The organism is Dolosicoccus paucivorans, from assembly GCF_900100125.1.
Lineage (GTDB): Bacteria > Bacillota > Bacilli > Lactobacillales > Aerococcaceae > Dolosicoccus > Dolosicoccus paucivorans.
The window spans coordinates 1-3,613 of the sequence record NZ_FNEL01000082.1; the positions used below are offsets into that span (position 1 = coordinate 1).

6 protein-coding genes are annotated in these 3,613 nt (G+C 34.4%); 3 read left to right on the forward strand and 3 right to left on the reverse strand.

The annotated features are described in order from the left end of the window. Both BLR79_RS08465 and BLR79_RS08470 read right to left on the reverse strand, forming a co-directional pair. Positions 1-219, reverse strand: a 219-nt coding sequence (locus BLR79_RS08465; protein WP_143338842.1) for a helix-turn-helix domain-containing protein, incomplete at its 3' end; no start/stop codon positions are given. Between the two features lie 107 nt (positions 220-326). Further along, positions 327-863: a LytR/AlgR family response regulator transcription factor gene (locus tag BLR79_RS08470; RefSeq protein ID WP_143338843.1), complete on the reverse strand. Its 537-nt coding sequence runs from the start codon at positions 861-863 to the stop codon at positions 327-329. 760 nt (positions 864-1,623) lie between these two features. Between BLR79_RS08470 and BLR79_RS08480 the strand changes: the two genes are divergently transcribed. Beyond that, positions 1,624-1,803, forward strand: coding sequence for a hypothetical protein (locus BLR79_RS08480; protein WP_092086970.1), 180 nt, complete (start codon positions 1,624-1,626; stop codon positions 1,801-1,803). 93 nt (positions 1,804-1,896) lie between these two features. Here BLR79_RS08480 and BLR79_RS08485 read toward each other — a convergent pair whose 3' ends face one another. Continuing rightward, positions 1,897-2,400: a COG2426 family protein gene (locus BLR79_RS08485; RefSeq protein ID WP_092086972.1), complete on the reverse strand. Its 504-nt coding sequence runs from the start codon at positions 2,398-2,400 to the stop codon at positions 1,897-1,899. 134 nt (positions 2,401-2,534) lie between these two features. On the opposite strand from BLR79_RS08485, the gene BLR79_RS08490 reads away from it, so the two are divergent. Together BLR79_RS08490 and BLR79_RS09360 are read left to right on the forward strand one after the other, a co-directional pair. Continuing rightward, the gene (locus BLR79_RS08490; RefSeq protein ID WP_159427640.1) at positions 2,535-3,299 is read left to right on the forward strand and encodes a formate/nitrite transporter family protein; all 765 of its coding nucleotides are present in this window, start codon (positions 2,535-2,537) and stop codon (positions 3,297-3,299) included. Between the two features lie 141 nt (positions 3,300-3,440). Further along, positions 3,441-3,613 (forward strand): helix-turn-helix domain-containing protein (locus BLR79_RS09360; RefSeq protein ID WP_143338844.1); only part of this gene is annotated, 173 nt, incomplete at its 3' end.

The window sequence follows — 3,613 nt, forward strand, 5'->3', positions numbered from 1 at the left end:
GTACTCATATACTTTTCCTGTTTGAGCCGTCACCTTTCGAACTTGTCGAACAGTGTCACGCTTAATCTCGTTACTAATCGTCGTATGATGGTGGCCTAAGCGGCGCCCCATTTCTCTATAGCTATGTCCTTCTTCAAGGTAGGCTTCAATTTTATAGCGTTCACCTAGAGTCAAATGCTTGCCTGTATTATTCGTTGTGTTATCATGTAGTTGCGTCATGTGATTTCATCCTTTCATTGGGTCTGCTAACTACAATGATAACATGAAATCCACATGGCGTTTTTTATTCACAAACGGGCGGCTAAGTTGATTATATAATCCACCTACTAAACATTAATTATATTTTTTTCAATAAGCTTTTTGACGAGACGCCGTTTACGTAAAGACACAGGAATATCTATGTTATTGGACATCCGCACTAAACACTGTTTACTTTTTATTTCTCGGATATGAGATATATTGACTAAAAATGATTCATGTAAGCGACACAGTTGGTCATCAAAGCTTTCTATATTTTTCAAGCTGTCTCTAAAGTTTATAACTTCATCTTTATAATATACTCGCACTTTATTTTTGCGAGCAGTTGTCTCGAAAAAAATAATATCTTTTAAATCAAGTTGTCTTATTCTACTTCCTATGGCGACTTTAAAGTGTTTTTGATGATTATCTCGTTCAATATGCAAACGTCGATAGGATTTTTCAACACACTCTCGAATCTTTTGTAGAACCTCTTCTGTAGAATCTTTTTGTATATAATCCATTGCCTCAATAGCGTATTCAAACGTTAGAGAACGACAATGATCATAAGCTGTCACAATCACAATATCACCGCAAGGACACAATTGACGAACGGCGCTCCCCAATTCCAACCCATTTATTTTTGATTGATCAAAACCTATATCTAAAAAAATAAACCTCTTGTTAGAGGGTATTTTCTTAAGTGATTCAATAAATCGTCTGGATTGCCAGTAGATAATATTATTTTACAATCCCACTCTTGTATTTTAATATAATTTTCGATACAGTTTTCTAACTGCGCTCGTTGAATATCATGATCTTCACAAATGAATATATTGAGCATTTTTTCTCCTTTGTAAACGAATGATTATTTGTATAACTAATTTCTTAATAATTATTTTTCCATTTAAAAAGTTCTTTGTCAAATGAGCTCATATTCCTTATTTAAGTGTAGAAAAAGCCATCGGAATTCCCTATGGATGAATATGTAGACTATGATCTATCCATTCGGAATAAACCGACAGCTCTTTTATGAGACTCTTTTTTAAAGTCTAAACAAATAATAGTAAACACGTTATAAGAATAGGAGCGACAATGCTGTATATAATATGATTAGTCTGGTAATAAATAAGAGCATAGGCGTTTTATGAGATATTAACCATTTCTGCCACAGTTTTGTTGGTAACTTTAGAATACCTCCACTTATTGTACTATTTAAACCTCTATAAGTTTTCCTTACTTACTATACATAAAACGATTTTCCCTCTCAACTATGCAATTGTCCCGTAAAACCCTTTTAGATAAAAATATATGATAAACTGTCTCTAAATTAATAGAAAAGGAAAAACAAACTAAAACAGTCAAAAAAGTTAGGAGATAATCTATATGATCAAATATGTCGTTATCATCGTGATGGGGATCATTTATAAGATGGTGTTGTATACCTATCCAACAATCTTTTCTTATCCAATCGCTTCATTTATCACAGTAGACACTATTACAAGTTTTCTTTTTGTTTTATTATCGATTCGAGTCTATTATTATTTCAAAAAATATGACAATTAATCACTAATTAAATGATTCATAAGATATAAATAATCCTGCTGATCCAGTCGCAATATTGATGCGAGAATCAGCAGGATTTTACTATTTCTTTCTTTAAAACCCAAACAAGCTTGGGACAAAGTAAGTAATCATTAACATAATGGTCGTTGCAAGAACGAGTCCTAAGCCAATAGGAACCATGGATTTAAGAGGTGGGCGTCCTAAAAAGGCTGCTATTAAAGACCCTGTCCATGCACCTGTTCCTGGAAGAGGAATACCAACGAATAACAGTAAACCTAACCAAATACTATTAGGGTATTTATGAGACAGCTCTGCACCTTTTTCCCGGCCTTTAGTGACCATTTTAGAAGCGAATCCTTTAATCGGACCGTGCTTTGATAAAAAGTTTAAAATGTATTCAATAAAGTAAATAATAAAAGGCACCGGAATCGCATTGCCGATAATACCAATGAGAGCTGCTTCTTTCCAAGGAACTCCTAAGATACTGGCAGCAATTAATCCTCCCCTTAATTCAAGAACAGGAATCATTGAAATTAAAAAGACAATCATTTTCGGTGTAAAGTAGTGTTGAAAAAATTCAATAACTGTTTCAACCAAACAGATCACTCGCTTTCTTCATTTGTTTAACACCCAACTATTTTACCACATATAACTAAAAATGGAGAAAATTCTACTTCTTTGTGATAAAGTTTGCTATGATAAGATTATATTATTTATTAAGGAGTTTAAGTATGATTGAATTTGATTTAATAGCAAACGCTTCGGAAAAGAAGTTTAATTTCTTAGCAAACTACTTACCAAAGTACTTTGTTAAAGCGATTTTAGCAGGCTTTTACGTCGGAATTGCTAGTATTTTAAGTATTGGCTTAGGTGGATCTTTATCTCAAATTGATCCTAACTTAGGTCGAGTGGCTTTTTCGGCTTTATTTGGATTTGCGATTGTCCAAATTGTCTTTTTAAACGGCGAATTAGTCACTGGTAACTCATTTGTTGCTTCATTTTCCCTGTATTCTAAGCGCCGTTCTTTTGCTGAATACGCTTGGCTTATTTTTATTTGTCTTTTAGGTAACGGGCTAGGCATTGCTTTTTTAACAGGACTTTACATTAAAAGTCAAGGGTTGATGGGAATTGTCTACCCCTATGTGACTCAATTAGCCCAAGGTAAATTACAAACGGACTTATGGACGTTATTTTTACGTTCAATTTTATGTAACTTTATCGTATCTTTAGCTACTTATTTCTCTGTGAAATTGACTGATGAAACTGCTAAAGTATTAACCATTTTACTGGCCATAATGACCTTTGTTTTAGCAGGGTTAGATCACTCCGTGGTCAACATTGGAACGTTCACGATGGCTTGGTTAGTGGACGGTATTTCATTTAACGCACAAGTATGGACGCATATTATCGTCTCAGTGATCGGTAACTTAGTTGGAGGAGCAATTCTTCTAGGAGTCCCTGTGTATTATGCCGTCAACGCACCGGACAAAAAATAAATAATTCATTGAACCTGCTGGAATATCTGGCAGGTTATTTTTATGCGATAGATTGTAAAATTAATTGCGACAAACAAGAAAACCCATAACAGGTTCGTGTAAAATGTTAGTAACCACAAAAACACACACGGAGGACCTGTTATGAGCTACAAACATCTTACCATAGAAGACCGTTCAAAAATAGAAATACTTTATCATGAAGGCTATACAGCGAGTCAAATTGCTGAAGCCATCGGGCGTCACCGTTCGACGATTTATCGAGAACTCAAGCGTGTTAAGTCAACCTGTTACGATGCTCAATTGGCTCAAGATAA